The organism is Synechococcus sp. Tobar12-5m-g, from assembly GCF_024345415.1.
GTDB lineage: Bacteria > Cyanobacteriota > Cyanobacteriia > PCC-6307 > Cyanobiaceae > Regnicoccus.
Genome location: NZ_JAGQBB010000004.1, coordinates 118,382 through 144,382, shown reverse-complemented (window position 1 = coordinate 144,382; position 26,001 = coordinate 118,382). Strand labels below are relative to the sequence as shown.

Genomic DNA, 26,001 nt, shown 5'->3' with positions numbered 1-26,001 from the left:
GATCTGTTGGCTCGTCAGTGGTGCCGGCATCACCAGGGCCATGCGCATCGGCCCCAGGGTCAGCAGCCCCGCTCCCAACCGGCCAACGAGCTTGTCGCCAACCGGTCAACCTGATTGTCGCCGGACAACCGTGTGTGATTCTTGGACAGCCATCTCCATCACCAATGGAAGTGGTTGGTATGTGTTGCGCATCACGCTTCCGCCGCTGATGGTCTGACTAGGAAGGGCTTACCGAACCAGCCTCCATGGAATCATTGGGAAAACCCCTCGACACTGAGGCGATTCGCCAGTCCTCAGCAGGGTTCCTCATCACACCCGAGATGGATTTCCGTAAGGAAACCATCTATTTTCTCATCATCGATCGTTTTCTGAACAGTTGTATTGATAACGATCAGGTAGGCCGAGCGGGCCTCTTTGATCCCAGCCGTAGCCGCTGGGGCCATTACTGGGGAGGTGACCTCCGTGGTGTCATCGATCGGGCCGACTACCTCCAGTCGCTTGGAATCACGGCCATCTGGCTCTCTCCTCTGTTTGAGCAAGTGGATGATATCCAGCATGACCGCGCTCCCATGCATGGTTATTGGACCAGAGACTTCAAGCGGATCAATCCTCATTTTGTTAGTGCGGAAGATTCAAAATCGCTGGCTGAATCTCGGACGTTGCGGGAGCTAGTAGAGACATTCCATTCCAGGGGAATCAAGCTGATACTGGATATTGTCTGCAACCACAGCTCGCCGGACATCAATGGGAGCAAGGGTGTTCTGTACGACGATGGCGTGCTGATTGCTGACTTTAACAACGATACCAACAACTTTTATCACCACTTCTCAGAAATTTCTGATTGGAACGACGAGTTTCAGTTGCTCAATCATGAAATGCTAGGGCTGGCCACGTTCAATGAAAATAACATCGATTTCCGCAACTACATCAAGTCAGCGATCATTGCATGGCTGGATGCGGGGTTTGATGCACTGCGAGTCGATACCGTCAAGCACATGCCGATCTGGTTTTGGCAGGAATTCGTCACCGACATCCGGCGTCACCACCCTGAGACATTCATCTTTGGAGAATACGGCTTTGGCAGCCCCTTTGATGGTCGCACCCTTGCCTATGCCAACAGCACTGGTATGTCGATCCTGGATTTCGGGCTTGCCTATGGAATCCGAGATGCATTTTCAGGACAACAGGGTTCAAATGGATTTCACCATGTCCAGTCCGTGCTGGATCTGGATCATGTCTACAAACGTTCGACTGAACTGGTGACGTTCATCGATAATCACGATATGCCCAGGTTTCTTTCCGTCTCGAAATCCAGGGAGAACCTTGAACTCGCTACGATTCTGCTGATGACCCTCCGCGGCATTCCCTCGCTCTTTTATGGCACGGAACAGTATTTGTTCAACAATACTGACGGTGGGGAAGATCCCTACAACCGGCCAATGATGGATCATTGGGATCAGACAGGTTGCTTGTTTGCCATCATCCGTGAATTGGCAAATCTGCGTCTGACCAATCGCGCTCTTGCCTACGGTTCCCATCACCAGAAGTTCCTCAGCAAAGCGGTCTATGCCTACACTCGGTGCTATAGGGGCTCCAGGGTGTTTGTCCTGTTGAACCAGGGGGATGCCACAACCCTCTCGATCAGCAACATAAATTTTCCAGATGGTCTGCATCACTGCGTCCTCAGTGGAACGCTCGTGAAGGTTGAGAACGGTGTGATTCATGACCTTCACGTACCTGCCAAAGGATCCTTGGTGCTGAGCGTGATCGGACCTGCCGTTGAGGGGACCGCCATCGTCAAGTTTCAGCTCAACAACTATTTCACGTGCCCTGGGGAGTGGATTGCTGTGACTGGCGATGTACCGGAGCTTGGCTGCTGGGATCTTCGCAAAAGTGTTGCCTTGGAGTTCATCAATGGGGACACCTGGTTTAATGAAGTTCCCTTCGATGAATCGGCGGGTCAGCCGATGTGCTTCAAGTTTGTGGTTCTCAAGGAGGGCTCAGGAGACCTCGCCAGGCATGCCCACTACGAGAATGTGCTGCATCGTCGTTTTCTCTTGCCTGCCTCTGGTCGGGTGAAACTCGAAGTAGACTGGGAAGGATTCTGATCCATTGCTTATAGCATGGGGGTTGGAGAAAACTTAGGCCTGCCAAGATCTCAATATAAAATTATGGGCGATCGGCAGATCAGCTGAACGCATCCGAAGGGCATTTAGCCCTTGATTTCCAGGATTGCAGTTATCTTGTTCAGTGCGTAGCTGGTTTCCACTGATTAACGGGATTTCGTTGCCAGTTGCGCAATAAGCAAAGGCCGAGAGATCTATCAACGGATACTGCCGAGTTGTTGACAAATCCTTAACCATCGCTGATTAACGTTTAAGGGTTGTCTTGCGCACACGCATGGCCGACACTCCTCCTCGTTCTGGCCTGCCCGTTCTTGCCATTCATGGCGATCTCAAGCCCAATGCTGTATCCACAGAGGACCTGTTGGCCGGCATGACCGCGCACCGCTCTCTCACCGTGGATACCCAGGCCGACGGTGCCAGCGTGCACGACTACCGTCATAACCAGAGCGAGGCCTCTCTCCACGGGCCCACCTGCGGGCCCGCCGAGCGGATTTGGTGGGTACGGCGCCTGCCTGGGGCCATGGGCTGTGAGGCCAACTGATGGCCTCGCCTGCGTCGTCGTCCCCCTCCGCTGGCTGCCACTCTGAGGTGGTGCTCGTGCGTCACGGAGAAACCGCATGGAGCCTCTCCGGGCAGCACACCGGCCTCACGGATATCCCCCTCACAGCGCATGGCGAGGAGGTGGCACGTGGGCTGACCTCTGCCCTGGCAAGCCGGGACTTCAAGCAGGTGCTCTGCAGCCCCCTGCGCCGGGCGCGGGACACCTGCGAGCTGGCCGGTCTAGGCGGCCGCGCCCTCATCGAACCCGATCTCTGTGAGTGGGACTATGGCTCTTATGAGGGCCTCACCCCGGCGGAGATCCGGGTGGATGCCCCCGACTGGTTGGTGTTCCGCGATGGTTGTCCTGGTGGGGAGTCGCCGCAGGCCATCGGTGCCCGGGTGGATCGGGTGATTGAGCGGGTGCGGGCGGTGGATGGTCCGGTGGCTCTTTTCGCCCACGGCCATGTCCTGCGGGTGTTCGGCGCCCGCTGGATCGGCTTGCCGACCGCCGGAGGGTCCCACTTCACGCTCGATCCATCCACCCTCTCCGTTCTCGCCTGGTATCGGGGGGTGCCGGCCATTCGTTGCTGGAACGCCCCCCTGGATCTCAATCCTGAGCGGACGTCCTGAGCCGCCCCCTGGGTCTTCGAATCCCGGACACCTGTTCCGGCTTACTTGAGGATTGTTTCTCCACTCCATCGCTTCAGCCCAGCCCAGCCCATCCCCTCACCCGCACTTGACGGCGGCTTCTCCCCATGAACAAGACCTGGCAGCGCTACCAAGATTGGCTGGTTCACCTCCCTGAACTTGATCTCTATCTCGATGTCAGCCGAATGGGAGTGGAGGAGGCGGATCTCACCCGGCTCAGAGGCGACTTTGAGCGCGCCTTCGATGCCATGGAGGCCCTCGAGGCTGGTGCCATCGCCAATCCGGATGAAAATCGGATGGTGGGGCACTACTGGTTGCGCGATCCGCAGCGCGCCCCTAGCCTCGAAATCAGAGAGGCGATCAGCAGCGGTTTTGATGCGATCGTGGAGTTTGCCACTGATATCCACCTCGGGCGGATCACCCCCCCTGAAGCAGACCGCTTCACCGACCTGTTGGCGATCGGGATCGGCGGCTCGGCGCTTGGGCCCCAGTTTGTGGCGGCGGCCCTGGCACCGGATCAGCCACCCCTGAAGATCCACTTCATCGACAACACCGACCCGGCCGGGATCGACCGGGTGCTGGCCGGCCTGGAGGGTCGCTTGAGCAGCACCCTGGTCATCGACACCAGCAAGTCCGGTGGCACACCGGAACCGCGAAACGGCATGCTCGAAGTGAGGCATGCCTTCGAGCGGGAGGGTCTCGATTTCACCCGCCACGCCGTGGCGATCACGATGCCGGGCAGTCGCATGGACGATCTTGCACGGCACGAGCACTGGCTGGGCGAGTTCGCCATGCACGACTGGGTGGGCGGCCGCACCTCGGAGCTCTCGGCCGTTGGCCTGCTGCCGGCAGCGCTGCAGGGCATCCAAATCCAGGACCTGCTGGAGGGGGCGCGGATGATGGATGCCGCCACCCGCGTGCGCGACATCCGCGGCAACCCGGCGGTGCTGCTCGCCCTCTGCTGGCACTGCGCCGGAGAGGGTCGCGGCAGCAAGGACATGGTTGTGTTGCCCTACAAGGACAGCCTGCTGCTGTTCAGCCGTTACCTGCAGCAGCTGGTGATGGAATCGCTCGGCAAGGAGCGCGACCTTGACGGCCGCATCGTGCATCAGGGCCTGGCCGTCTACGGCAACAAGGGTTCCACCGACCAGCACGCCTATGTGCAGCAGTTGCGGGAGGGGATCCCCAACTTCTTCGCCACCTTCATTGAGGTGCTGGAAGACCGCTGTGGCGACTCGATCGATGTGGAGCAAGGCGTGACTTCCGGGGATTTCCTCTCCGGCTTCCTGCTGGGCACACGTCAAGCCCTGCACGAGAACGATCGCGGCTCGATCACGATCACGATCCCCCGCGTCGATGGTCAGCGGGTTGGGGCATTGATCGCGCTCTACGAGCGGGCAGTGGGTTACTACGCCTCACTGGTGAATATCAACGCTTACCACCAGCCCGGCGTCGAGGCGGGCAAGAAGGCTGCCGCTGCGATCCTTGCGCTCCAAAGCCGTGTTTTAGAGGTGCTGCAGTCCTCCGACTCCCCTCGCTCTCTGCAGGAGCTGGCAGCGGATGCCGACGCCAGCGATCGAATTGAAACCGTCTACCAGGTGCTACGCCACCGGGCTGCCAACGACCCCGGGATCGAAACCAGCGGAGATCCTTCCCGTCCCGACTCCCTGCGCTTCCGCCACAGACAACCCGCTCTGAAGTCGTAAGGCTCACCACCTCTCTGTCCACCTTGCCGATCGTTCTGCCCGCATGCCGGCCGCCAGTTGACGCAAGAGGCACAGAGCCATGCCAGCCCATGGTCAGATCGGCATTGCTTGAGCCAACCTGACGCTGCCAGCGTCAGCCCTTGCCCGAGGGGCGACCATGAGGAAGCCCCAGCGATTGTTCCCCAGGGGGTCAGTCCCGCAGCAGATCACCGCTGCTCCAACCGCCGGTGCGCCGAATCCGTGACGGCCGCGACGGGGTTGCTTTGGTCATCTGCCGATCGAAGCTGCCCCGCGTGGGGGCCATGGCGACGGAGAAGGCAACACCCGGTGCTCCGACCACCTGCTGGGGCCAGACCCCGCTGCGGGGCTTGGCGTGAACCCGGGCGATCTGAGCCGGGGTCTTCATCGATCTGGCGCTGATCATGGTGGTGGGCATGGCTGAACTCCTTGTGTTCAAGCCCCCTTGCCAGGCCACGGCCGGCCCTGGCAAGGGGTGTTGACGTCTTGCAGCTGCGCTGATGCCTCCTGGTACTCGTGATCTGCTCGCCTCGGTGCTGGGTGAGCGCCCGCTGGTCACTTCACCGGCCGATCCGGTTGTGGCCCCTGTGGCGCCACCACCGCCGCCACAGGGACCTCCTGGACCCTGGCGCTTGACGGCGCGGGTCGGTGCCTCCCAGCTGCAGATCAGCAACCAGCCCGAGTCGCGGGTGATCCGCAAGGTGGAGCTGGAGACGTACCTGAGGGGGGTAAGCCCTGGTGATTCAAGCCTGCTTTGCCGCTGTGCTCGGCTTCGGCATCGGCCGCGATCAGCCGCAGCCCCGCTCCTGCGCGGCGAGCAAGTGGAGAGCGGAGCGAATCACCTCAGCGTGACAGGCCAGCGGGGAGCACCAGCAGAGCGGCTCGATCGGGCACTTGGCGGCTTGCTGGAGCAAGGCCTGCAACGCCTGACGCTGCGGGGAACCGGGCTCCTGCAGCTACCGCCACAACCAGCCCCGATATAGCTGAATCACCTGATCGCGGCTGCGATCCCGGTCGATGCTGAAGGGATTGCCGAGCGCCGTGGGCCGGCCCACATAGACCTGGCCAGGCGAGATAATAGAAGGTTAGCGTCAGTTTAGTGGCCTCCATGATTGTGCCGGCAGTGAGGGTTGTCTGATGGCGGCAATGGTGGCGACACGGATAGCGCTTGTGACGTCGGCCATTGACATTTCCATGTTCCTGGCTTTCACAGCGCGGACAGCGGAAGCCATCAGGCCAGGGCGCCTTCTCCAGCGCCGCCTCGCATTTCTCCTCAGAGTCATAGAGGGCATTGAACTGTGGGAACGAAAGCCCTTCCTGGAACTGGATGAGGCTGCGGCCCATGAGTGGGGTGGTAACTTAATACCACTATAACTCCGAGTCAGGTTTTTACGGAGCTTCCGGGGTAATCAAGTGCAGGCTTATCACGTAACGGGAAAAAGTTTTCACCCATACCAAGCATTAAGCATTTTGCGACCATCCTGTCAAGATGTTTATGACTTTCCAGCTGAAGGAATCGATAACCATTGCTCGGATTACTGCAGCATCACCAACTTTAACCACCGTTCTGCAACAAAGCCACTGCACCAGAATTCTTAGTGTGGTTTCAGGCTTCGCTCAGATATTCAGCAGCGACTTTCGATCCTCCGGGTGAAGCGAGCGAGCCAGGCGAGCGGGGCTTGCAGCTGGAGCCGTTGCTTAGGATTGGCATCTGTTTCATGCGCTTTTCGTGCCAGCCGCTCCCCCTGCAGCCGAACCCGCCAGCCGCAGGGTGAAAACGGACACCACCCCGATCCACCTGCCGAAGACCAGCGAGAGCCCCCAGCTGCTGCGCATCCGCCATTCGATGAGCCATGTGCTTGCCATGGCCGTACAGAAGCTCTTCCCGCGCGCCCAGGTGACCATCGGGCCCTGGACCGAGTGCGGCTTCTACTACGACTTCGACAACCCTGAGCCTTTCACCGAGGCCGATCTCAAGGCGATCAAAAAGGAAATGGGCCGAATCATCGGCCGCCGGCTGCCCCTCGAGCGGATTGAGGTGAGCCGCGAGGAGGCTGAGCGCCGCATCAGCGCCCAGAACGAGCCTTACAAGCTCGAAATCCTCGCCGGCCTCACCGAGCCGATCAGCCTCTACACCCTTGGCGATGACTGGTGGGACCTCTGCGCCGGGCCCCACGTGGCCCACACCGGTGAGCTGAACCCCAAGGCCTTCGAGCTTGAAAGCGTGGCCGGTGCCTATTGGCGCGGCGATGAAACCAAGGCCCAACTGCAGCGTATCTACGGCACCGCATGGGAAACGCCCGAACAGCTGGCCGAGCACCAGCGCCGCCAAGCCGAAGCCCTGCGCCGTGACCACCGCCGCATCGGTAAGGACCTGGATCTGTTCTCGATCGAAGACGAGGCCGGCGCCGGCCTGGTGTTCTGGCACCCCAGGGGTGCCCGCATGCGGCTGCTGATCGAGGAGTTTTGGCGCGAAGCCCACTTCGCCGCCGGCTACGAGCTGCTCTATACCCCCCACGTGGCCGATCTCAGCCTCTGGAAAACCTCTGGTCACCTCGATTTCTACGCCGAGAGCATGTTTGGCCCGATGCAGGTGGATGAGCGCCAGTACCAGCTCAAGCCGATGAACTGCCCCTTCCATGTGCTCACCTTTGCCAGCCGCCTGCGCTCCTACCGGGAGCTGCCGATTCGCTGGGCCGAGCTGGGCACCGTCTACCGCTACGAGCGCCCGGGCGTGATGCACGGCCTGATGCGGGTGCGGGGCTTCACCCAGGACGACGCCCACATCTTCTGCCTGCCCGAGCAGATCACCGCTGAAATCCTCGAGGTGCTCAACCTCACCGAAACGATCCTCTCCACCTTCGATTTCCACAACTACGAGGTGCACCTCTCCACCCGGCCGGCCAAGTCGATCGGTGACGATGCGGTGTGGGAGCTGGCCACCGCCGGTCTGGTCGAGGCCCTGGAGCGCAAGGGCTGGGCCTACAAGCTGGATGAAGGTGGCGGTGCCTTCTATGGCCCCAAGATCGACATCAAAATCGAAGATGCGATCGGCCGCCTCTGGCAGTGCTCCACGATCCAGCTGGATTTCAACCTGCCGGAGCGCTTCGATCTGCACTACATCGCCGCCGATGGCTCGCGCCAGCGTCCGATCATGATCCACCGGGCCATCTTCGGCTCCCTGGAGCGGTTCTTCGGGATCCTGGTGGAGAACTACGCCGGTGATTTCCCCTTCTGGCTTGCCCCCGAGCAGATCCGGCTGCTGCCGGTCACCGATGCGGTGCTGCCGGTGGCCGAAACCTTGCTGGCCCAGCTGAAGGCCGCCGGCATCCGTGCCGGCCTCGATCGCAGCGGTGAGCGGCTCGGCAAACTGATCCGCAACGGCGAACAGCAGAAGATTCCCTTGCTGGCGGTGATCGGTGCGACCGAGGCCGAGGCCGGCACCGTCAACCTGCGCAGCCGCCGCGACGGTGACCTCGGCGCCGTGGCCGTGGCTGATCTGCTCGCCGCAGCCACCCGCGCCAACCGGGAGCGGGCCGCCGGCCTGGCCCTCGGCCTTGCCCTCGCTGCGGCATGACCACCCTGCTGGCCGGCGACATCGGCGGTACCAAGACCCTGTTGGCCACCTACCGCCTCCAGGCGGGCCATTTGGAGTTGCTGCGCCAACAGCGCTACCCCTCCGGCGCCTGGGCCGATTTCGCCGCCATGGTGGCCCACTTCCTTGCCGCCGCCGCCGCTGCCGGCGAGGAGCCGCCTCGCCACGGTTGTTTTGCCGTGGCCGGCCCGGTGATCGGCGGCCAGGTTAAGGTCACCAATCTGCCCTGGCAGCTCGACCAGGACGCGCTGGCCGGGGCCTGCGGCCTTGAGTCGCTGGAGCTGGTCAACGATTTCGCTGTGCTGATCTACGGCCTGCCCCACCTGGCCGCCGATCAGCAGCAGCCCCTGCGGCCCGGGCCCTGCTCCAAGGCCAGCCCCGGCGGCAGCTCGGCCCACCCCAGCGGGCCACCCCTGGCGATCCTGGGGGCAGGCACCGGCCTGGGGGCGGCGATCGGTGTGCCGGGCCCCGGCGGCCTGATCGCCCTGGCCAGCGAGGCTTCCCACGCCGAGTTCGCCCCCCGCAGCGAGGCGGAATGGCGGCTCAAGCGCTGGCTGGCCAACGACCTGGGCCTGGAGCGGGTTTCGGTGGAGCGGGTGGTGAGCGGCACCGGTCTCGGCCACGTGGCCCGCTGGCTGCTGGCCGAGCGGGATCCGGCCGGCTCCCACCCCTTGGCCGGCGACCTCCCCGACCTGCCCGCCGCGGTGGCTTCGGCGGCCGATCGGGGCGATCCCCTGGCCGCCGAAGCCCTCGCCCTCTGGCTGGGGGCCTACGGCAGTGCCGCCGGTGACCTGGCCCTGCAGTGCCTCTGCCGCGGCGGCCTCTGGCTCGGCGGTGGCACAGCGCCCAAGATGCTGCATCACCTGCGCTCCCCCGCCTTCCTCGAGCCTTTGTGTGCCAAGGGCCGGCTCTCCCCCCTGCTGCAGGCCATCCCCCTGATGGCGATCATCGATCCGGAGGCCGGCCTGTTCAGCGCCGCCTGCCGCGCCCGCATGCTGCTGGAGGACGGCATGGCTGAGTCCTGGGCCGGCGGTAGCTGATCGAGCAAGTGGGACACTGGCTCCAGCAGTGCAGACGACATGGTGCGGCCGCGGATCGGCCAGGGGGTGATGGTGGATGTGCCCGCCACCACCGCCAACCTTGGGCCGGGTTTTGACTGCCTGGGCGCTGCCCTGGAGCTCAACAACCGCTTTGTGCTGCGCTGCATCGAAGGGGATGGCGAGCGCTTTGATCTGCTGATCGAAGGCAGCGAGGGGTCTCACCTGCGCGGCGGCCCCGACAACCTCGTCTACCGCTCCGCCCGGCGGGTCTGGAAGGAGGCCGGTGAGGAGCCGGTGGGCCTCGAAGCGCGGGTGAAACTGGCGGTGCCGCCGGCCCGGGGCCTGGGCAGCAGCGCCACGGCGATCGTGGCCGGCCTGATCGGCGCCAATGCCCTGGTGGGGAACCCGCTCAGCAAGGAGAAGCTGCTGGAGCTGGCGATCGACATCGAAGGCCACCCCGACAACGTGGTGCCGTCGATGCTGGGGGGCCTCTGCCTCACCGCCAGGGCGGCCTCCCACCGCTGGCGGGTGGTGCGCTGCGAATGGAACGAGGTGGTGAAGGTGGTGGTCGCCATTCCGGCCCTGCGCCTGCCCACCAGCGAGGCGCGGAGGGTGATGCCCCGCCAGGTGCCGATCGCCGATGCGGTGGTGAACCTCGGCGCGCTCACCCTGCTGCTGCAGGGATTGCGCACCGGCAATGGCGATCTGATCGCCGATGGCATGCACGACAGGCTGCACGAGCCCTACCGCTGGGCCCTGATCCAGGGGGGACTGGCAGTGAACGCGGCAGCCCTGGCCAGCGGCGCCTGGGGATGCGTGATCAGCGGCGCCGGTCCGAGCCTTTTGGCCCTCACCTCCGCCGAGAACGCGGCCAGCGTGGGGCGGGCCATGGTGCAGGCCTGGGAGAAGGAGGGCGTCGCCTCCCGCTCGGAGGTGCTGGAGCTGCAGCATCACGGCAGCCACTGGGAGGCAGTCGAAGACCGGCCTTGAAAAGGTAGGTACAACTACTTAACTGATAAATTCTGCAGCGCCGGACCGCCGGCCTCCCCGGAACCCTGCCTGGCCGCCATGGATGCACTTCTGCCCCTCACGGCCGCCTCCAGCCTTCCGGCCAGCTTCCCCTGGCTCAGCCTGATCGCCCTGCTGCCTGCCTCCGGCGCCCTGGTGCTGCCGCTGCTCCCTGGCGATGGCAGCGATCCCCGCGGCCCCCGCACCGTCGCCCTGGCGGTGCTTCTGGCCGACCTGCTGCTGATGCTGTGGGTGTTCAGCCAGCATTTCGATGGCGGCAGCAGCAGCCTGCAGTTGGTCGAGCGGGTGGCCTGGGTCCCTTTCCTCGGCCTGGAGTGGTCGCTCGCCGCCGACGGGCTCTCCACACCCCTGGTGGTCCTCAGCGGGCTGGTCACCTTGCTGGCGGCGGCGGCCAGCTGGAACATCAACCGCAAGACCAACCTCTATTTCGGCCTGCTGCTCCTGCAGGCCTCGGCCCAGTCGCTGGTGTTTCTCTCCCAGGATTTCCTGCTCTTTTTCCTGGCCTGGGAGCTGGAGCTGGTGCCGGTGTATCTGCTGATCGCGATCTGGGGCGGTGCCCAGCGCCAGTATGCCGCCACCAAGTTCATCCTCTACACCGCCACCGCCTCGCTGCTGATCCTGATCAGCGGCCTGGCCCTGGCCCTCGGTGGTGAGGGCTTCACCCTCAACCTGCAGGAACTCAGCCAGCGCTCCTACGGCGGCAGTTTCGGCCTGCTCTGCTATCTCGGCTTCCTGGTGGGCTTCGGCGTGAAATTGCCGATCTTTCCCCTGCATACCTGGCTGCCCGACGCCCACGGCGAGGCCAATGCCCCGGTGTCGATGCTGCTGGCCGGTGTGCTGCTGAAGATGGGCGGCTACGCCCTGCTGCGCTTCAACGTCCAGATGCTGCCCGAGGCCCACCTGATCCTGGCTCCGGCCCTGATCGTGCTCGGCATCGTCAACATCATCTATGGCGCCCTCAATGCCTTCGCCCAGGACAATGTGAAGCGGCGGATCGCCTGCAGCTCGGTGAGCCACATGGGCTTCGTGCTGCTGGGCATCGGCGCCATCGACAGCCTCGGCATGAGCGGCGCCATGCTGCAGATGATCAGCCATGGCTTGATCGCCGCCTCGATGTTCTTCGTCACCGGGGTGTTCTACGAGCGCACCAAAACCCTCTCGATTCCCAACATGGGCGGCCTGGCCAAGGTGCTGCCGATCACCTTCGCCTTCTTCCTGGCCAGTTCCCTGGCCTCCCTGGCCCTGCCGGGGATGAGCGGCTTCATCAGCGAGATCACCGTGTTCCTTGGCGTCACCAGCAACGAGGGTTTCACCACCGGCTTCCGCACGATCACGGTGGTGCTGGCAGCCATCGGCCTCGTGCTCACCCCCGTGTATCTGCTGTCGATGTGCCGGCGGGTGTTCTTCGGCCCCAGAATTCCGGCCCTGGCCGTGGTGGGCGACATGAAACCCCGCGAGCTGGTGATCGGCCTGATGCTGCTGGTGCCCACCCTGGCAATCGGCTTCTGGCCCCGCCTGGCGATTGATCTCTATGGGGCCAGCACCACGGCCGTTGCCGAGAACCTCGCCAGCCACGCCACCGAGGCCATGGCGGGCCTCGCATCCCTCGGCTGAATCGGCTGGAATGGAGCTTCTGCGTCTCCACAGCCGATGAGCGCCACCAGCCTTGCCTCTCCCCTGCTGGTCGGCGAGGGCCTGCCCCGCTACGGGGCGATCGACCCCGAGCAGGTGAGCAGCCAGATACCGCTCCTGCTGCTAGGGCTCGAGACCGAGCTGGCCGGGCTGGAAGCCCAGCTGGAGCTGGCCCTCTCGGCCCCTGAACCCCTTGGATGGGACCAGGTGATGGAGCCGCTGGAGAAGCTGGCCGAGCGGCTGCGCTGGAGCTGGGGGGTGGTGACCCATCTGGTGGGCGTGTGCAACACCACGGCGCTGCGGGAAGCCCACCAGGCCCAGCAGGCCGCCGTGGTGGCCTTCACCAACCGGGCAAGCCAGAGCCCGGTGCTTTATCAGGCCCTGGAGCGGCTGCATGCCCAGCATGACCAGGCCGCCCCGGCAGATCCGCTCTGGCTCGATGCCACCCAGCAACGCATCCTCGCGGCCGAGCTCCGCGACCGGCGCCTGCGCGGGGTGGGTCTGGCCAGCGACCAGCAGACAGCCTTCAACCAGGCCAGCGAGGAGCTCTCCGCCCTTTCCAGCCGCTTCGGCAACCATGTGCTGGATGCCACCAACCAGTGGACCCTGCAGCTCACCAGCCCGGAGGAGGTGGACGGCCTGCCGGCCAGCCTGCTCGCCCTGCTGGCCCAGGCCGCCGGCGAGGGGGCCAGCGCCGAGGCCGGTCCGTGGCTACTCGGCCTCGACGCCCCCCGCTACGGGCCCTTTCTCCAATACAGCACCCGCCGGGACCTGCGCGAGCAGGCCTACCGCGCCTTCGTGGGCCGGGCGTCGAGCTCCGACCTCGACAACCGGCCGCTGATCGAGCGCATCCTGCGCCTGCGCGGTGAGCAGGCGCGGCGGCTCGGGTTTGCCCACTGGGCCGAGCTGAGCCTCTCCAAGAAAATGGCCGATTCGGTGGAGGCGGTCGAGGGCCTGCTCGAAGACCTGCGGGCGGCGGCCTTCCCGATGGCCCAGCAGGAACTGGCCGCCCTGGCCGCCTGCGCCGCCCGCCATGGCGCCCCCGAGGCCACTCCGGAATCCACTGGCCTCAAGCACTGGGACGTTCCGTTCTGGTCGGAGCGGCTGCGCCGCGAGCGCTTCGATCTCGACAGCGAAGCCCTGCGGCCCTGGTTCCCCCTGCCCCGGGTGCTCGATGGCCTGTTCGCCCTCTGTGGCCGTCTGTTCGGCATCCGCATCGAGGCGGCCGACGGCGCGGCGCCGGTGTGGCATCCCGATGTGCGCTTCTTCCGGGTCGTTGATGCCGCCAGCGGCGCGGCGATCGCCGCCTTTTTCCTCGATCCCTACAGCCGGCCTGGCAGCAAGCGCGGTGGCGCCTGGATGGACGACTGCCTGGGCCGCTCCCTCGATGCCCAGGGGCGGCCGGTGCTGCCGGTGGCCTACCTGATCTGCAACCAGAGCCCACCGGTGGCCGGCACCCCCAGCCTGATGACCTTCCAGGAGGTGGAAACCCTCTTCCATGAATTCGGCCATGGGCTGCAGCACATGCTCACCACCGTGGAGCGTCCCCAGGCCGCCGGCATCAACCGGGTTGAGTGGGATGCGGTGGAGCTGCCCAGCCAGTTTATGGAGAACTGGTGCTACGACCGCGCCACCCTGCTGGGCATGGCCCGCCACTGGCAGAGCGGCGAGCCGCTGCCGGAGGCCGAGTTCGCCAAGCTGCTGGCGGCCCGCACCTTCATGGCCGGCTTCGCCACCCTGCGGCAGGTGCACCTTGCCCTTGTCGACCTGCGCCTGCACAGCCAGTGGCAGCCGGATTCCGGCCAGACCCCCCAGCAGCTCCGCCTGGAGATCGCCGCCACCACCTCGGTGCTGCCCCTGGTCGAGGCGGACGCAACCCTCTGCTCCTTCGGCCACATCTTCGCCGGGGGCTACGCGGCCGGCTACTACTCCTATAAGTGGGCCGAGGTGCTCAGCGCCGACGCCTTCAGCGCCTTCGAGGAGGTGGGCCTGCAGAACGAGCCCCAGATCCAGGCCACCGGCCGCCGCTTCCGCGACACCGTGCTCAGTCTGGGGGGCAGCCGCAGCCCCGAGCAGGTGTTCGAGGCCTTTCGCGGCCGTCCGCCCAGCCCTGAAGCCCTGATCCGCCACTCGGGGTTGGCGCCAGCCCTGGCTTAGCTGGCCAGCAGGGCCTCCCGCAGGGCTGCAAGGGCCCGCGGATCCCTCAGGATCGCCTGGTGGGTCATGGCGGGCAGGGCCTGGCGGGTGCCCACCGGCAGCACGCCGCGCCAGCCAGGCACCACGATCTGGTCGGTGGGGGTGTAGATGCTGTGGCAGTCCACCGTCTTCAGGATCTCCGCTGAGTCATTGAGCTGGCGCAGCAGTGGGCTGCCCGGTTTCAGCTCGGCGATGCCCCCCAGCAGCCAGGGGGGGCAGACCTGGGCCAGGGGCGTGCCTTGCTGGGGGCTGGCCACGCTGAAGAAGCGGCGGGTGCGCCGGTGGCCACCGAGCAGCTGGATCCAGCTGCGCCCCACCACTCCTCCCATCGAGAAACCCAGCACGTCGATCGTCTGGCTGGGCCCGAAGGTCGCCTCGATGGCCGCCTCCAGGCGCTCGGCCAAGGGCAGCATCCGGGTTGCGCCGAGCCGGTGGTGCAGATAGGGCACCAGCAGGGGATCCCGTTCGCCGGCCAGGGCCTCCTGCAGGCGCCGGAACAGCCGCGGTGTGTCCCAGAGGCCATGCACCAGCACCAGCGGGGGCCGGGTGCTCACCGATCCGCCCCCCTGTCCCCATGGCGCCAGCGTTCCACCGCCACCCGGCCGATGAAGCCCGGCACCGGCGCCCGGCATTTGGTGAGCACCACCCTCTGGGGCACCGGCCCGAACAGCTCCTCCAGCCGGTCCATCACCCGCTCGGCGAACTGTTCGATCGTGTGGCAACGCAGGCCACAGGCCAGCTGTTGCACGGCCTGGATCGCCACACCGTAATCGAGGCTGAGGGCCAGGTCGTCGCTGCGGCCCGCTGGTGCCAGGTCGTGCCAGAGGGTGAACGCCAGCTCGAACCACTGGCCCATCTGCCGCTCCCGCTCCAGCACCCCGACATGGGCCCAGAGCCGCAGTCCGTCCACGTGGATGGCGTCGAGGGGCTGCGTCACAGGGGGAGAGACTGGTGGCGGAACGTGCGCGTACCCGCGGCGTAGTCGGCGGCGATGTGCCCGTCGCCGCGCAGCCGGTAGCGGTAGGTGATCAGGCCTTCCAGCCCCACCGGCCCCCGCGGGGGCAGGGTCTGGGTGCTGATGCCCACCTCGGCGCCGAAGCCGTAGCGGAAGCCGTCGGCGAAGCGGGTGGAGCAGTTGTGGAAGACGCCGGCGCTGTCCACCGCCCGCAGGAAGCGCTCGGCGGTGGCGCTGTTGGTGGTACAGATTGCGTCGGTGTGGCGGGAGCCGTGGCGGGCGATGTGGGCGAGGGCCTCGTCGAGGTTCTCCACCACCTTCACCGCCAGGATCAGGTCGGAGTACTCCGTGTCCCAGTCCGCCTCGCTGGCGGGGTGGGGAACGCCCAGGGCGCAGGCCGCCGCGTCGCCGCGCAGCTCCACCCCGGCCGCGCCGAAGGCCGCGATCGCCGCCGGCAGGAAGCTGGCGGCGACCTGACGGTCCACCAGCAGGGTTTCGATCGCGTTGCAGGCGGCCGGGTACTGGGTCTTGCTGTCGAGGGCGATCCTGATCACCTGCTCCACCTCCACCTCCCGGTCCACCAGCAGGTGGCAGATGCCGTCGGCGTGGCCGAGCACGGGAATGCGGGTGTTGTCCTGGATGAAGCGGACCAGCTCGTTGGAGCCGCGGGGAATGATCAGATCCACCAGGCCATCGAGCTTGAGCAGGGCCAGGCTTTCCTGCCGAGTGGTGAGCAGATCGAGGCAGTCGGGCGCCACGGGGCTGGCCGCCAGGCCCTGCTGCAGGGCAGCGAAGATGGCGGCGCAGCTGCGGCTGGCCTCCCGCCCCCCCTTGAGGATGGCGCCGTTGCCGGAGCGGATCGCCAGGGAGGCGATCTGCATCACCGCATCGGGGCGGGCCTCGAAGATCACCCCCACCACCCCGAGCGGCACGGTGATCCGCTCCAGCTCCAGGCCGCGGTCGAGTTCGGTGTGGAGCTGGCGGCGCCCCAGCGGATCCGGCAGGACCGCCACCTGGCGCACGCCGACGATGGCAGCCTCGAGCTTGGCGGCATCGAGCCTGAGCCGCGCCACCAGGGCCGGAGCCAGGCCGTCCTCATCAACCGCCGCCGTCAGGTCGGCCTGGTTGGCGGCCAGGATCCCGGCGGCGGCCGCCGCCAGGGCATCGGCCATCGAGTCCAGGGCGGCGCGCCGCTGGGCATCGCTGGTCTGCCCCAGGGCCGCCGCCGCCCGGCGCACGCCGGCGGCGCGCCCCAGCAGGGCGGGGGTGGGTTCAGGAACGGTGGAGGCCATCACTCCATCATCCCAAGCGGGGCCGCACCAGGCGCTCAAGGGCGAGCCGGGCGGCCCCGAGCCGGCCGGCGCCGTTGCCGAGGGCGCATGGCTGGATCCGCAGGCCCTCGCGGCTGGCCGGCTCCACCCGCTGCTCCACCTCCCGCCACACCGCCGGCAGGAAATGGGAGCTGGCGGCGCTCAGGCCGCCGCCGAGCAGCACCAGCTCGGGAGTCAGCACGTAGACCAGTGAGCTGATGCCGAGGCCCAGCCAGCGGCCATAGCGGTCCCAGACCGCCAGTGCCTCCGGATCGCCCCGATCGGCCTGGCGGCTGAGCTCGGGCGGATCGAGGGGGCTCAGGCGGCCGAGGCCGGCGATGCTGCAGTACTGCTCCAGGGAGCCCCGGTTGCCGCTGTTGCAGGGTGGCCCCTCGGGATCGAGGCAGATCAGGCCGGGCTCGGCCGCCGCCCCGGCGTGACCTGTGAACAGTCGTCCGCCTAACAGCACACCGCCCCCCACCCCCGTGCCCAGGGTGAGCAGCAGCACATCTCCGTAGCCCCGCGCCGCCCCCTGCCAGGCCTCCCCCAGCAGGGCGCAGTTGCCGTCATTGGCCAGGGTCACCGGCCGCCTGAGCTGGGGCTCCAGCCAGGCCGCCAGGGGCACATCCCGCCAGCCCGGCAGGTTGATGCAGATGCGCGCCACCCGGCCGGCAGCATCCATCGGACCGGGCAGGCCGATGCCCACCGCCGCCGCCTGGTTACCTGGATCGATCGCCGCGATCGCCTCCACCAGGGCCATGCTGACGGCGCCGGGGAGGGCCGGCTGGGGTGTGGGCCAGCGGAGCTCGGACAGGAGCTGCCCGGAGGCGCTGAAGCGGCCCAGCTTGATCGCCGTGCCACCCAGGTCGACACCGATCAGCTCGAAGCCGCTCAGCTCAAGGGGGTTCGCCTCGCCGTCGATCTGCACCATGGCGTCAGGGCAGGGATCTGGCTCCATCAGAACCGGAAGCGTTGCATCAGAACCGGAAGAACAGTTGCATCTGGGTCTGCCAGCGCCCCTCAGTGTCGAACGAACCCTGCACCCCGACGGTGTCGTTCACCTGATAGCGCAGGGTTAGCTGGGGGGGAATGTCGCTGCGGTTCGGCGCCGCCAGCACCGAAAAATTGAAGCGATCGCTGAGGTCCAGGCCCAGCTCACTGCCGACCACCAGCTGGCTGGGGACACGGCGGCGGCTGATCTGGCCGGTCTGGCTGGTCTGGGTGGAGGGAGTGACGAAACTGGGGTAGATGGCGAAGCTCACCCGCTCACCGAGGGCCTCGGTGAGGCTGCTGAGCAGGGGCGAGAGCAGCGATTGCCCCACCACCGTGGCAAGCGCCGCCCCGGCGTTGCCTTCGCCGAGGCCCGCCACGGTGTTGCCGCCGATCAGGGCCACCAGGCGATCGCGGGAGAGGGGCGGGTTGCTGCGCAGCTCGATTGATTCGCCCAGCCGGTCGGCCGGACCGCTCACCTTCAGGGTCACCCGCACCAGACTGAGCTGATCGAGCGGGGTGAAGCCACCCCTGAGATCCAATTCGCTGATCGGATTGCGGTCGCGGCCGATGCTCAGGGTGTTCGAGACCCGGGTGCGCAGGGCGATGTCCACGAAGGGCACCAGGCCCTGGCTGGGGGTGAAGACCGCCACGTTCGGCGCCTGGGGATCCAGGCTGAAGGTGGTGGTGAAGAAGCTGAGCCGGCCGCTCAGGAGCCGTACCACCCCACTGGCCCGCAGGGAGCTGTCGATCGGGCCGTTGAGGGTGAGCAGGCCGCCGGTCTTGAAGGCCGCCACCGGCGGCGACACCACCAGCAGGTCGGGCCCAAAGCGGAGCCGCAGGTCGCTCAGCCTCAGGTAGGCGAAATTCGGGATTGCCTCGCGCAGGGCCAGGCCCGTGCTGGTTTCCACCTCCGGGCCCAGCAGCAGCAGGGGTTGCTGGAAGTCCCAGCCCTGCTCGACCAGCCGGGGAATCGTCGCGGGCCGCACGGTGCCCTTGGCATCGGCGCGGGCCAGCTCCCCTTGTTGTCCGTTGATCGTGCCCCGGCTGACCTGCAGCTCGCCGCTGAGGGTTGGTTTCAGCAGGCTGCCGCTGATGCCCAGATCTCCATCGAGGCGCGCCTTGAGCCGGGGCACGCTGATCTGGGCTTCGCTGACCTCCACCGCCAGGGGGTTGCGCTGGGGGGTGGCCTCGAAGAGGCCCAGGCCACCGGACGCCTTGATCGTCCCCCGCTCCCCGAGCTGGGCGGTTAACTCCTGCACCAGCAGCTCCTGGAAGTCGAACAGGACCGTGGCCTCCAGTTGGCGCACCGTCTGGCCAGCCAGTCGCAATTCGCCCCCGCGGAAGCGGAGGAAGCCGTTGGCCACCGGCTCGCGCCGGCTGCCGCGCACCAGCAGCTCCAGGTCGGCGCTTCCCTTGCGCCAGATCGTTTCCGCCGTGGTCAGATCGTTGAGAAAATGGAGGCCGTCGCCGCGGCTGGAGACCCGCAGCCTCAGGCCCTCGGTGGCCGGATCCAGGGGCACCGTGCCGATCAGATCGACGCTGTTCTCGGCGTCGCCACCGCGCAGGGAAGCCTGGAAGGCCACGGTGCCGTCGTTCAGGGTCACATCCGCCTGCTCCAGGCGCAGGGGGGTGTCGTTCAGGCTTCCCTGGCGCAGCGCCACGTTGGTGCTGACCCTGCTCCGGGCTCCGGCCAGCCGGTAGTCGCCTTCCAGGTCGAGGGCTCCCCGCAGGCCCCGCGGTACCGGGGTGAGCAGGGCCAGCAGACTGAGCGGTAGCCCCTCCACGCCGAAGCGACCTGGCCCCCCGCTGAGGGGTCCCTGCACCGTGACCACCAGGGGATCGAGCAGCAGGGCTTCGTCCTGGTTGTCCCCCTTCTGCCAGAGGTGGGCCTTGGCGGCCAGGTCCAGCCGCAGGGCCTGGATCGAGGGGCCCTGCAGGCTGAGATCGGCATCGACCAGGCCGCGCAGATCCTCGGGATGGAAGCGGGGGGGATCCAGCGGTGCCAACCGGAAGGTGTCGAGCCGTTGCCGGGCCCGATCCAGGGCGGCCAGTTGGTGATCGATCGTGCTCCCCAGGCTGGCGATCCAGCCGTTGCCGAGAACCCTGGCCGGGCCCATTGGCCGTGCTGGCGCCCCCTGGATCTGGGGCCAGGCCTCCGCCAGTTGTTCGAAGAAGCTCAGGGGCAGCCCCCGGCCCTCCAGGCGGGCCCGCAGCGGCCCGGCCCGGCGACCCTGGGCGGTGATCGCCACAGTTCCAGTCCCCAGCGGTTGCAGCTTGCCCTTCAGCTGGAAGAGCTGCTGGCGGTAACGGCCGGAGGCCGTCAGTCGCTGGCCCTGCAGTTGCAGCAGCACCGGACGCTCCAGCCTGATCTCCCCCCCCATCGCCAGGGGCTGGAGTTCCAGGAAGCCTTGGCCGCCCAGTCGCCCCCCCAGGGGGCCCGGCGTTGCCCGGGCTCCCACGCTGAGCAGCAGGCCCTCAAGCGGCAGGTTGCTGGCCTGCCAGCCGTAGCGCTGGGGGCTCCCGCTCAGCCGCAGGGAGCCCTGCCCCCGCCGGAGCAGCACCTGCCGTGGCAGCCAGTTAGGGGCCAGGCTGGCCTGCAACTCCCCCGGCATGGCGGGAGCCTGGGCCAGCATGCGCAGCTCCCCCCCAGCCCCGACCTGGGCCGTCAGGCGCCCCCGCCAGGTTTCCCGCAGCCGCAGAGGTCCACTGGCCGGATCGCGCAGGGTCAGCTGCAGGTCGGGGCGCAACCGCCCCAGGGGACCGCGCAGGCTGCCGCTGGCGGCCAGATCGCCGCCCAGGGCCACCCCGAGCAGGGGGCTGAGCCGTTGGAGCTGGAAGGGAGCCGCCTCGAGGTCCAGGGCAAGATCCCCCGCCACCAGTCCCAGCCGCTTCTGCCAGCGCAGGGGGAGCTGGCCGCGGGCCCGCAGCTCCGGGCTGCGCAGCGCGGTGAGCCGCAGCAGGTTGCTGCCCCAGGCCAGGCTGGCGCTAGCGGGCCCCAGCACGGCAGCCTGGTTGAGCCGCAGCCCGGCGGGGGCCCGCAGCTCGCCCCTGATGCCGTTGGCGCGGCTGCGGCTGGCTTCCAGCTCCAGCAGGGTCCGGCCGGCCTGGACGAACACGCCCCGCAGCCGCGGCTCGTTCCAGGGGCCGCTGGCGCGCAACTGGCCTGCCACCGGTTGGTTGGCGTCCAGCAGGGGCCGCAGCCAGGGGGCCGATTCCCACAGGGAGGGGTGGAGGTTCAGGGAGCGGCTGCGCAGCTCCAGCCGGGGCCACAGCCTTCCCTCGGCCTGCAGCTCCGATCTCCCTGTGCTGAGCCGCAGCCTGGCCAGCTGGAGGCCCAGGGCCTGTCGCCGATCCACCTGGATCTCCCCTTTGAGCCGCAAGGGCGCCGGACTGGCCGGGGTGCCGCGACCCAGGGGAACCAGGCCGGCGAGCTCCAACCGTGGCTGCAGCCACGGCCCGCGCAGGTCGAGACTGAGCTGATCCCCCCGTTTCGGGTCCTCGGCGCTGAGCTTCAGGTTGACCCATCGGTTCAGCGCCAGGGCGCCCCAGGCGCTGCCACGCCAGTTCGCCATGGTCCAGGGGCTGCTGGCCAGGGCGAGGCGATCGCCAGCGCAGCGCAGGGCCAGCCGCTCCACCTGCAGGGGAGCCGGTAAGGCCCGGTCCTGCACGATCAGGCCGCCCAGGCGCAGGCTGCCATCGCAGCGGGGCCGGCCGCCTGATCGTGCCAGCACAAGGCGGCCGGCCAGCCGCCCAGCCAGGCGGGTACCGGGGCGCTGGCTGGGCCAGAGCCGCGCCAGGGGGGCGAGGGGCTGCTCGAGCACCCCCAGCCGCAGGCGAAGGTCGCCGCTTCCCCAGTTGGCCCCACCCTCCAGCTGGAAGCGACCCGGCGGTTCGCCACCAGGGGCAGCAGGCAGCTGTGCCAGCCCGTTCCAGTCCACCTGCTGGCGGTGCAGCGCCACGGCGAGGCCGCCGCCCACCGCCAGGTCGAGGCCGAAGGGCTGGACCCGCACCCGGGTCCTGTCGGCGAGGCGGATCCCGAGGGACAGTCGGGGGGGCTGCTTCGCCGCTCCGCCCCCGAACACCCAGAAGCGGCCTTGGGGGTTGCGCACCAGCTGGAGGTCGCCCCCCTCCACGGCCAGCTGGATCACCGGCAGCCGTTGGCGCAGGCTGGCCAGTGGTGCGACCGACACCTCCAGGCTCCCCACCGAAGCGCTGGAGCCGTCGGCGGGGCCGGCGTACAGCCGGCTCGGGCCGATCGTCAGCCCCCAGGGTCGCAGGCCTTGGTAGGGCCCCAGCTGGAGAGGGCGGCCCAGGCCCCGACCGATCTGCCGCTCCAGCTGGGGGCGCCAGTGCTGGTAGAGGCGACCGGCCAGCTGGTCGGCGCCGAACCAGATCCCCCCCAGGCTGGCGGCAGTGAGCAGAGCACCGCCGAAAACGAGGGAGCGGCGCCAGTCGGCCTTGGGCAACCCCATCGGAACGTTGTGGTTACCGGCTGAGGTGGCCGCAATCTATAAGGTGATTTCGCCCTCGCCCAGCCCCCCCCATGCCCGTTGATCCCGTGCTGCTCGCCGTGGGGAAATGGCTGGGTGCCGCCAGCGGCGTTCTCGCCGTGCTGATGGTGGCGGGCTTCGTGGCGGGCTGGGGGATCCGCTTCCGGTTGGTGGGGATCACCAGCTTCACCGCCCTTCTGGCGCTCTCCTGCCTGGCCTTCGCGATCAGCTACAACCCGCGGGTGCAGGTGGAGGGGGCGGTCAGGGCGCCGATCGTCTTCGACAACGGCACCAACCTGGTGGTGGCCACCGCCGGCCCCGACCTGGCTCCGGAGGCCTTCGCCCCCACCGTCGAGCAGCTCGCCCTCAACCTGCGGGGCAATGGCCGTAACAGCCCCGATGGGCTCGTGCACGTGCGCCTGCGGCGGGTGGAATCGGTGGGGAAGGGCGTCAGCCGGCCTGTGCTTCTGGCCGAAGCCACCCGCAACAGCCAGGGCGAGGTGGCGCTCCTGCTGCCTTGAGCCTCCCCGGCGTCGATGGGCCGATCGGCCCGCTGCCATCGCACTTCCAGGCGGAGCAGGGCCAACTCGAGGCCGATGGGGTCTGCCGCTGGAGCGAACTTGCCGGGCTGGCTGATGGCGACCTGCGGCGGCTGGCCCGCCACGGGGCTTCCGAGCAGCGCTTGATCAAGCTGCGTGGCCAGGCCCGCCTGATCGCGGCGGTGGGCCTGGCGCCGGCGGAGGCGGCCCTGCTGCTCTACGCCGGCATCGCCTCCGTCGATGGGCTGGCTGTGGCGTCCCCCCAGCAACTGCTGGTTCAGCTCGGCCGTCTGCAACGCTCGCTCACCGGCACCGCCATGCCGCTGCTGACGGCCACCACGGTGCGGCGCTGGATCAGCTTGGCCCGCAGTACCACCGGTCGCTCCCCAAACTGACCCGATGCCGCCCTGGCCGTGCCCAGGGAGCCCTCAAATGGAGATGTATTCCCTTCTGGGATGGGTTGTCCGTGAGCTGTGATCGTCGCCATTCGCTCCGCAGCCGCGGGCCGTCTCATCGGCTGGGTCAGGCCATGACCCAGGTCATCGCCCTCAGCTTTCTCTTCAACGTCGCCACGGCGATGGCCGCCTCACCACTGTTGGAATCGGTGAAGCAGAACCCCCAGCTCGCCAAGAGCCTCTGCAACGAGCTGCGCCAGCTCAACAGCCAGGGCGTGCGTTCCACCTCACCCCAGGCAATTGACATGGTGGCCAAGCGCCAGAACATCAGCCCGACCGATGCCGAGATCGTCACCACCTACGTGGTGGGCCTCCACTGCCCCGATGTTCGCTGAGTGAGCCCGCCGCTTTCGGTGGAATCCCAGGACGCCTGGATGCCCTGCCCCGATGGCGTGAGGCTGGCCACGCGAATCTGGAAACCCTCTGGCGCTGGCCCCTGGCCGCTGCTGTTGATGCGCCAGCCCTATGGCCGGGCGATCGCCTCCACCGTCACCAGCGCCCACCCCCATTGGTACGCCAGCCAGGGTTATGGGGTGGCTGTTCAGGACGTGCGGGGACGGGGGGATTCTGGCGGTGATTTCGCTGGCTTCGCCCAGGAGGCCCGCGATGGCGCCACGGCCCTGGCCTGGGCCCGCAGCCTGCCCTGGTGCAACGGACGCCTCGGCACCTACGGCTTTTCCTACCAGGGGCTCACCCAGCTGCTGAGCGACGACCCCGCCCTCGCGCCCGATTGCCTGGCACCGGCGATGACCGGCCTGGATGAACGGCTGCACTGGGCCAGCGAGGGGGGCGCCCACCGCTGGGCCCTCGGCCTCGCCTGGGCTCTCCAGCTGGCCGCCGAAACCGTACGGCGTCGGGGGAATGAAGTGGCCTGGAGAACCATCCAGCGCAGCCTGCGCAGCGGCCATTGTCTCGACCATGGGCTGGCCTTGCTGGAGCGTCATGACCCCGGCGCCATGGGCCTGGGCTGGTTCAGCCTGGATCCCGCCAGCGACGGGGGCTGGACCCGGCATCGACCCGCTGCGGCGCTGCTGCGCAAGCCGATGCTGGTGGTGGGCGGCTGGTGGGATGCCCAGCTCAGCGGCGGCCTCGATCTCTACTGGCGCAGCCTTGCCGCCGGCGGCAAGCCCCTGCTGCGGATCGGGGCCTGGACCCACCTCGACTGGCAGGGCGGCATCGACCGCCTCCAGCTCGCCTTCTTCGATCAACACCTGCGCGATCGACCACCGCCGTTGCCCCAACCCCGCCAACGCAGCGCTGACCTCGGCAGCGGTCTCTGGTCGGAGACTTCCCCTTTCGCCCCCCCGGCGCCCCGATGGCGGCTGGCCAGCAACGGCCTCGCCGCCATCGATGCCGGCGAGGGGGAGCTGCTGGGGCCTGAGGAGTCCGGCCGAGGCGAGGTCTGGCTGGTGCATGACCCCTGGCGGCCGGTGCCTGGTCGGGGCGGCCACCTCGGTCTGGATGCCGGCCCGGTGGAGCGGGGCGACCTGGACCGGCGCGGTGATGTGGCCTGCTTCACCTCCGCACCCATGGCCCAGACGCTGCGCCTGGAGGGGCAAGCTGAGCTGGAGCTGGAGGTTGCCGCCGATCAGCCCGGCTTCGACCTCTGCGGCGCCCTCTCGATCGTGCGGCGCCAGGGAGCTCAGGTGCTTCAGATCAGCACGGGAGTGGGGCGTTTCCTGGGGCCGGAGTGCCTGCGGTTTCAGCGGCGGCGGATTCTGTTTCAACCGCTGCTGGCCACCGTTGCGCCCGGCGAGCGGCTGAGGCTCTCAATCGCCGCCGCCGCCTGGCCCCAGATCGCCGTCAACCCCGGCACCGGGGAGACACCCCTGGGGCCGGCCGGGCCAGGCCATCGGCCGATCACCCTCCAGTTGGTGCTTCCTGGCGCCTCACTGGAGCTGATGCCCTGGCCATCGGCCAGACTGGCTTCATCGTCTGATCCCACCCTGTGAATCTGCGCGCCCCACTGCTGGCCCTGGTTCTGGCCTGCAGCGCTTCGCTTCCAGCGGCTCTTGCCACCTCGGGCCTGAACCCGGCCCAGGCCCGCAGCGCCGCTGAAGCGATCATCGAGGGGCTGCGCCGCAACGACAGCCAGGCCATCTACAACCTGCTGGCCCCGGATCTGCAGCGGGCCACCACACCCGAGAGAATTCGTCAGCGGCTGCAGCTGCAGGAGCCGATCCTGGGCAGCCGGATCAAGGAGGTGCTGGGGGGCGCCGACGACAGCACGGTGGAGGCGGACCTGATCACCGCCAAGGGCACCAGGCCCCTGGTGCTGGTGGTCGACGACCGCGGTCGGCTGCTGGGCTGGGAGCGCGACCTGAATGACACGCCGATCAAGCAGGTTGCAGCCAATTTCGTCAATGCGCTCAGCCAGGGGAAGGTGGTGGAGGCGCGCGGTCTCCTCTCCCTGGAGCTGCAGGGCCAGCTCAGGCCCCAGGACATGCTCAACCGCTGGAAGGATCTCGAAAAACTCACCGGCACGTTCCAGCGGGTGCGGGGGACGGTGGTGGCCAGCCAGGGCGGCGACCAGCAGCTGGTGTTGGTCACCACCCAGTTCAACCGACTCACCGACAATCTCTTCGTGATTCTCGACGCCAGCAACCACATCATCGGGATCGACTTTCCGGAGGAGCTCAAGCGCCAGGACGGCCCCGTCAAGCCCTGAACCCTTACAAAGCTTGATCGCCGCCTGATCACCCAACCGTGGCGATCTAGTGTTCATCTTT

The 26,001-nt window shown here is 67.6% G+C and carries 22 protein-coding genes and 1 pseudogene; 15 read left to right on the top strand and 8 right to left on the bottom strand.

Going from position 1 to position 26,001, the window contains the following annotated elements; all coding sequences use genetic code 11:
* Positions 1-254: 254 nt before the first annotated feature.
* From KBY66_RS04510 to KBY66_RS04495, 4 genes are all read left to right on the top strand, one after another.
* Entirely contained in the window at positions 255-2,108 is a 1,854-nt protein-coding gene (locus KBY66_RS04510; RefSeq protein WP_255088002.1) for an alpha-amylase family glycosyl hydrolase, read from the top strand.
* A gap of 388 nt (positions 2,109-2,496) precedes the next feature.
* The gene (locus tag KBY66_RS04505) at positions 2,497-2,667 is read left to right on the top strand and encodes a hypothetical protein (RefSeq protein ID WP_255088001.1); all 171 of its coding nucleotides are present in this window, start codon (positions 2,497-2,499) and stop codon (positions 2,665-2,667) included.
* 50 nt (positions 2,668-2,717) lie between these two features.
* Complete coding sequence (locus KBY66_RS04500; RefSeq protein ID WP_255087999.1) at positions 2,718-3,296, top strand: histidine phosphatase family protein; 579 nt, start codon at positions 2,718-2,720, stop codon at positions 3,294-3,296.
* A gap of 125 nt (positions 3,297-3,421) precedes the next feature.
* Positions 3,422-5,020 (top strand): glucose-6-phosphate isomerase, encoded by a 1,599-nt coding sequence (locus tag KBY66_RS04495; RefSeq protein ID WP_255087998.1) that lies wholly within the window; start codon positions 3,422-3,424, stop codon positions 5,018-5,020.
* Positions 5,021-5,210: 190 nt separating this feature from the next.
* Here KBY66_RS04495 and KBY66_RS04490 read toward each other — a convergent pair whose 3' ends face one another.
* Positions 5,211-5,456, bottom strand: coding sequence for a hypothetical protein (locus KBY66_RS04490; RefSeq protein ID WP_255087997.1), 246 nt, complete (start codon positions 5,454-5,456; stop codon positions 5,211-5,213).
* Between the two features lie 82 nt (positions 5,457-5,538).
* Here KBY66_RS04490 and KBY66_RS04485 point away from each other — a divergent pair, with 82 nt between their 5' ends.
* On the top strand, positions 5,539-6,021 hold the full coding sequence (locus KBY66_RS04485; protein WP_255088019.1) for a hypothetical protein: 483 nt from the start codon (positions 5,539-5,541) through the stop codon (positions 6,019-6,021).
* Here KBY66_RS04485 and KBY66_RS15850 read toward each other — a convergent pair.
* Positions 5,995-6,093: a DUF4326 domain-containing protein gene (locus KBY66_RS15850; protein WP_399224825.1), complete on the bottom strand. Its 99-nt coding sequence runs from the start codon at positions 6,091-6,093 to the stop codon at positions 5,995-5,997. The two genes, KBY66_RS04485 and KBY66_RS15850, sit on opposite strands and share 27 nt — an antisense overlap.
* A gap of 10 nt (positions 6,094-6,103) precedes the next feature.
* Positions 6,104-6,382: pseudogene (locus KBY66_RS04480) on the bottom strand (transposase); the annotation flags it as partial.
* A gap of 385 nt (positions 6,383-6,767) precedes the next feature.
* On the opposite strand from KBY66_RS04480, the gene thrS reads away from it, so the two are divergent.
* The 5 genes from thrS to KBY66_RS04455 all read left to right on the top strand — a co-directional run bounded on the left by thrS (position 6,768) and on the right by KBY66_RS04455 (position 14,491).
* A complete protein-coding gene (gene thrS / locus KBY66_RS04475) occupies positions 6,768-8,615 on the top strand; it encodes a threonine--tRNA ligase (protein ID WP_255087996.1) in 1,848 nt (615 codons plus the stop codon).
* The gene (locus KBY66_RS04470) at positions 8,612-9,673 is read left to right on the top strand and encodes a glucokinase (protein ID WP_255087995.1); all 1,062 of its coding nucleotides are present in this window, start codon (positions 8,612-8,614) and stop codon (positions 9,671-9,673) included. The genes thrS and KBY66_RS04470 overlap by 4 nt, the downstream gene beginning before the upstream one ends.
* A gap of 39 nt (positions 9,674-9,712) precedes the next feature.
* The gene (gene thrB / locus KBY66_RS04465; protein ID WP_255087994.1) at positions 9,713-10,663 is read left to right on the top strand and encodes a homoserine kinase; all 951 of its coding nucleotides are present in this window, start codon (positions 9,713-9,715) and stop codon (positions 10,661-10,663) included.
* A gap of 78 nt (positions 10,664-10,741) precedes the next feature.
* A complete protein-coding gene (locus KBY66_RS04460; RefSeq protein ID WP_255087993.1) occupies positions 10,742-12,316 on the top strand; it encodes an NAD(P)H-quinone oxidoreductase subunit 4 in 1,575 nt (524 codons plus the stop codon).
* Positions 12,317-12,352: 36 nt separating this feature from the next.
* Positions 12,353-14,491: a M3 family metallopeptidase gene (locus KBY66_RS04455; protein ID WP_255087992.1), complete on the top strand. Its 2,139-nt coding sequence runs from the start codon at positions 12,353-12,355 to the stop codon at positions 14,489-14,491.
* Here KBY66_RS04455 and KBY66_RS04450 read toward each other — a convergent pair.
* From KBY66_RS04450 to KBY66_RS04430, 5 genes are read right to left on the bottom strand one after another with little or no spacing between them, the layout of a single operon-like run.
* Positions 14,488-15,084 carry a lipase family alpha/beta hydrolase gene (locus tag KBY66_RS04450; RefSeq protein ID WP_255087991.1) on the bottom strand — a complete coding sequence of 199 codons (597 nt, stop codon included), beginning with the start codon at positions 15,082-15,084 and terminating at the stop codon, positions 14,488-14,490. The two genes, KBY66_RS04455 and KBY66_RS04450, sit on opposite strands and share 4 nt — an antisense overlap.
* Positions 15,081-15,467 carry a dihydroneopterin aldolase gene (gene folB / locus KBY66_RS04445; RefSeq protein WP_255087990.1) on the bottom strand — a complete coding sequence of 129 codons (387 nt, stop codon included), beginning with the start codon at positions 15,465-15,467 and terminating at the stop codon, positions 15,081-15,083. The genes KBY66_RS04450 and folB overlap by 4 nt, the downstream gene beginning before the upstream one ends.
* Positions 15,464-16,777, bottom strand: a complete 1,314-nt coding sequence (locus tag KBY66_RS04440) for a glutamate-5-semialdehyde dehydrogenase (protein ID WP_255087989.1) — start codon at positions 16,775-16,777, stop codon at positions 15,464-15,466. The genes folB and KBY66_RS04440 overlap by 4 nt, the downstream gene beginning before the upstream one ends.
* Positions 16,778-16,784: 7 nt before the next feature.
* A complete protein-coding gene (locus KBY66_RS04435; protein WP_255087988.1) occupies positions 16,785-17,726 on the bottom strand; it encodes an ROK family protein in 942 nt (313 codons plus the stop codon).
* A gap of 46 nt (positions 17,727-17,772) precedes the next feature.
* Entirely contained in the window at positions 17,773-22,260 is a 4,488-nt protein-coding gene (locus KBY66_RS04430) for a translocation/assembly module TamB domain-containing protein (RefSeq protein WP_255087987.1), read from the bottom strand.
* Between the two features lie 71 nt (positions 22,261-22,331).
* Between KBY66_RS04430 and KBY66_RS04425 the strand changes: the two genes are divergently transcribed.
* The 5 genes from KBY66_RS04425 to KBY66_RS04405 all read left to right on the top strand — a co-directional run bounded on the left by KBY66_RS04425 (position 22,332) and on the right by KBY66_RS04405 (position 25,940).
* Positions 22,332-22,799: a Ycf51 family protein gene (locus KBY66_RS04425; RefSeq protein WP_255087986.1), complete on the top strand. Its 468-nt coding sequence runs from the start codon at positions 22,332-22,334 to the stop codon at positions 22,797-22,799.
* Complete coding sequence (locus KBY66_RS04420; protein ID WP_255087985.1) at positions 22,796-23,212, top strand: DUF4332 domain-containing protein; 417 nt, start codon at positions 22,796-22,798, stop codon at positions 23,210-23,212. Before KBY66_RS04425 ends, KBY66_RS04420 begins: the two co-directional genes overlap by 4 nt.
* Before the next feature lie 134 nt (positions 23,213-23,346).
* Positions 23,347-23,607 carry a hypothetical protein gene (locus KBY66_RS04415; protein WP_255087984.1) on the top strand — a complete coding sequence of 87 codons (261 nt, stop codon included), beginning with the start codon at positions 23,347-23,349 and terminating at the stop codon, positions 23,605-23,607.
* Positions 23,608-25,224 (top strand): CocE/NonD family hydrolase, encoded by a 1,617-nt coding sequence (locus KBY66_RS04410; RefSeq protein WP_315855477.1) that lies wholly within the window; start codon positions 23,608-23,610, stop codon positions 25,222-25,224.
* On the top strand, positions 25,221-25,940 hold the full coding sequence (locus KBY66_RS04405; RefSeq protein WP_255087983.1) for a DUF3887 domain-containing protein: 720 nt from the start codon (positions 25,221-25,223) through the stop codon (positions 25,938-25,940). Before KBY66_RS04410 ends, KBY66_RS04405 begins: the two co-directional genes overlap by 4 nt.
* The last annotated feature ends 61 nt before the right edge of the window (positions 25,941-26,001 follow it).